Source organism: Polaromonas sp. P1_E1_2 (assembly GCF_056406035.1).
Window position 1 is genome coordinate 1 of record NZ_JBFUAZ010000411.1, and the last position, 3,918, is coordinate 3,918.

The window sequence follows — 3,918 nt, forward strand, 5'->3', positions numbered from 1 at the left end:
CAGCAGCCAGGAAAGCGGGGTCATCGGTGCTGCACAGGGGGCCGCCGTACCCATACGGCGAACTGGCATCCCTCAATGCCGTGCCAGGCACGTCGGTGCGGTGCAGGCAGTGCAGCCAGCATTCGCCTCTCGCCTCGTAGCTCAGGAAGAGCGGCTGCAGGAGCGGGTTGCGGGCGGCGTCAGCCGCGACATAGGCGGGATGCAGCGTCGCCGGCCGCAACGGCACGGACATCCGCTCGTACTGCGCTACCGCCTCGACGAACGCAAGAACGCGCATCCGTTCAGCGCCCACGGTGTGCCTGTACCGACTTGAGGACTTCGACAACACGGTCGGTCGCCGTGCCTTCAGGTTGGCGCTCACGCACCAGAGCAGTGCCATGTGGCGGCTCGTACCCTGTCGCGAGCTGGTCCAGTGTCAGCTCACGCTGGGCGATCCCCATGGCGAAATATGGACTCAGGTTGTCAAACATCGACCCTCTGACTTGAGTCACGTACTTGTCTGCCATGTTCGCTTCCACCCCCACGGTCGAGACCGTCACGATGACCTCGTCCGACGCATGAATACACGTATGCAGCGGCATCTCCGCAGGCGACACCCGAATCCGCGGATGACCAAGCGCGGAAACTTCCGACGCAGCCGGCTCGCTGGGGTGCCGCCTCACCCAGATCGCAAGCGATGGATTGGCGATCACTGCATCGAGCAGCGCCCGCTCAATGCGGCGCGGAAAGGCGGGATCGCCCCGCTCCGGGAACCCGGGATAAGCAGCCGGTTCCGGGGAGGACGCGTAAAGACAGACATGCAGCTCGTCCCATCCGGCGTCGTGCCGCAATGCGGCTCCGGCGGCGATGCGCGCCGGATCGAGGACCGTATCAAACGCGGGATTACCCGTAACGCGTACATCCTGCGGCGGCCGCCCGCCATCTATCAGGTTGTCGCGCACGGACGGGCTCAGAACGCAGACTACATCCCCGTAATCGGGCGCCGCGAGCCGGTCGCGCTCCCAGATCCCCAACAGGTCCACGAGGCAGGCGCTCGGAATACCCAGCGAGCCTGCCACCTGCAATGCGGCCTGCTCCGCACGCGGCGAATTCGTTGCAACCACAAGACTCGGCCGGACCTGCCGGATTGCTCGCTCGAGAACGCTCAAGGGCAGAAATGCCTGACGGCCGTATTGGCCATACTGCACGGCCGCCTCGGAGACACCCAAACGCGCCTCGAGGTCTGCATAGGAAAGGCCAAGGTAAGCAACAGATTCATCATGCTGGGCAGCAGTGACTTTAAGTTCACTGGCCAGCCGCTCTCCGTGCGCGCGTGCGCACAGATCGGTGTCTCTGAGAAGATCGCGAAAGCCTATGGCTTCAATACCGCTGCGCACCACCTCCGGCGCAGCCGTTGTCAACGCCAGATACAGCGGCCGGGCCAGACCCAGCTCTTTCACGCGCCGCGCCACCGGCAATAAGGCCTTGACATGCCCACCCCCGTAAGAAACAAAAAGCCAGCGCGGCAACTGGTCTGTCATCTCCGGTTCCCTCCCGAAAATTCCGGCTCGATGGTTCCGGCACCGGCTTCCCACACCGCCAGCGCCGCAAGGGCCCGTAACTCACGTGTATAGTTTTTTCTGCCATCCCGGTGCTGTACGAGCATGCCGTCAACCACCGGCCATTGCATCGTTTCAGCAATCAACGGGCTGTCCTGGAGGGTCCGGCGCAACCAGGCGTAAGACTCGCCGCGGAACCAGTCGCCGATAGGGACGGTAAACATCTGCTTTTTACGAAACGCCAGTTCATCGCCAATCAGCGGTGCCACGGCTTGTTTGAACCAGTGTTTTTTGTCGCCCTGCGCTGACAGCTTGGTCGTGCCGCGCGAGCGAAAGGCCAGCTCCATCATCCGGTAATCAAGGAAAGGCGTGCGCGCTTCGATGCTGACCGCCATGCCCATGCGGTCTGGCTTGACCAGGTTGTTGCCGGACAGCAGTAACTGCATATCCAGATACAACGCCTGGTTGACCCGGTCGAAATGACCGGCCTCCTCAAACCAGGGCCGGGCAACCTGCGTAAAGCTGTCGAGCCCGGACAGGTTTGCACGCGCCACCGGCTGATACAACGCCGCCTTGGCGGCGGGTGAAAACAACGAAATCGAATCGAAATACTGGCGCTGAAAATCAGGCGTCGGCAGGGTCTGCGCGTCGGGTCGGGCAAAGAACTGCGCGTATTTGTCATAGCCGGCAAACAGCTCGTCGCCACCGTCACCGGTCAGCACCACCTTGACGTGTTTTGCCGCCAGCTCGCTCACGCGCAGCATCGGCATGAATGAAGCGTCACCGTGCGGCTGGTCAAGGTGATGCAACACCTGCGGCCAGCGTGACAGCATGTTCAGCTCGGCCGTCTCCTGTGTGTGGTCACAGCCAAAACGCCGGGCGGCCTGCAGTGCAAAAGCCGACTCGTCGTAACGAGGGTCTTCAAAACCGATGCAGAAAGTCTTGACAGGCCGGTTGACATGCCTGGCCATCAGGCCAACGATACTGCTCGAGTCCACCCCGCCCGACAGGAAAGCGCCCCAGGGCACATCGGCCCGCAGGCGAATGCGCGTGGCGTCGTCGAGAATCGCCATGAACTCTTCGGACCAGTCCTCAAAGCCGTAGTCTTGTTCGCGCTGGTCGGCCAGGCTCCACCAGCGTTGGGTTTCAACACCGGTCCGGGTGAATTTCATCCAGGTGCCGGGCATCACGTGTTTGATGCCTTCGTAAATCGTCCACGGTACGGGGATGTAGTTGAAGCTCAGGTAATGATGGATTGCTACCAAATCAATAGCTGGTTGCGCACGTTGTGATTGGGCTAGCGGCAATATTGCCTTGATTTCCGAGCCGAACAGCATGCGCTGGCCATCGTCGGAGATATAGAGCGGCTTGACGCCAATGCGGTCACGAACCAGGTAAAGCGCATCCTGGCGCGCGTCGTCAATCGCGATCGCGAACATGCCATTGAGCTTGCTGATGCAGCTGATGCCTTCGCGCTCATACAGGCGCAGGATCACCTCGGTGTCGCTCTGCGTGTCCAGCCGCACACCCTGCGCGCGCAGTTCAGCAGCCAGCTCGATGTAGTTGAAGATTTCACCGTTCTGCACCACTGCGACCTGACCGTCGTCACTGACAAAAGGCTGGTGGCCGCCACCCAGGTCGATGATCGACAGGCGCCGGTTGCCGATGGCCACACCGCGCTGGGGCCGGTGCCAGATACCACCGTCGTCCGGGCCGCGGTGCAGCAGCTTCTGCGCCATCACGTCGAGGGCCGCGTCACTCACCGGCGTACATTCCCGGTCCCAATATCCAAAAATGCCGCACATTCAGTTGCTTCCTCTTCCACTCAGACGTGCCAGCGTCCACCAGATGATCTTCAGGTCGAACCACCATGACGCGGTATTCGCATATTGCAGGTCCAGCGCCAGCCGCTGACCTGCCGTGGCTTCCGAGCGCAGCATCACCTGCGCCAGGCCGGTGATGCCGGGCGGCACGCTGCAGCGCTTTTCCCAATCCGCAGGTGCGTACAGCAATTGTTGAGCAGGTACATCCGGCCGCGGCCCCACCAGGCTCATGTCACCTTTGAGGACGTTGAATATCTGCGGCAGCTCATCAATGCTGGTGCGACGTATGAAGCGCCCGACACGCGTGATCCGGGGGTCATTGGCCTGTGTGAAATACGACCCCACGGAAGCCGCATCCAGCTGCATGCTGCGAAATTTGAACATCCGGAACTCGCGGCCCCCCAGACCCATCCGGGTCTGGCTGAAGATGACAGGCAGACCGCTTTCCAGCGCAATAGCCATTGCCGCCAATAGCAATACCGGCGACAAAAACAGCAGGGCCAGCAGCGACAACACGACGTCCATCAGGCGCTTCATGCAGCTTTGCCCACTTGTTC

At 61.7% G+C, this 3,918-nt stretch carries 4 protein-coding genes; all 4 read right to left on the minus strand.

Annotation, left to right across the window (positions count from 1 at the left end; genetic code table 11):
• Positions 1–292: hypothetical protein (locus AC1D1P_RS16855; RefSeq protein ID WP_477673758.1), on the minus strand; the 292-nt coding region annotated here is incomplete at its 3' end.
• Positions 282–1,520, minus strand: coding sequence for a UDP-glycosyltransferase (locus AC1D1P_RS16860; protein WP_477673759.1), 1,239 nt, complete (start codon positions 1,518–1,520; stop codon positions 282–284). The genes AC1D1P_RS16855 and AC1D1P_RS16860, both read right to left, overlap by 11 nt.
• Positions 1,517–3,343 carry an asparagine synthase (glutamine-hydrolyzing) gene (gene asnB / locus AC1D1P_RS16865; RefSeq protein ID WP_477673760.1) on the minus strand — a complete coding sequence of 609 codons (1,827 nt, stop codon included), beginning with the start codon at positions 3,341–3,343 and terminating at the stop codon, positions 1,517–1,519. The genes AC1D1P_RS16860 and asnB overlap by 4 nt, the downstream gene beginning before the upstream one ends.
• Positions 3,344–3,918 (minus strand): sugar transferase (locus AC1D1P_RS16870; RefSeq protein ID WP_477673761.1); only part of this gene is annotated, 575 nt, incomplete at its 5' end. It abuts the gene before it with no gap.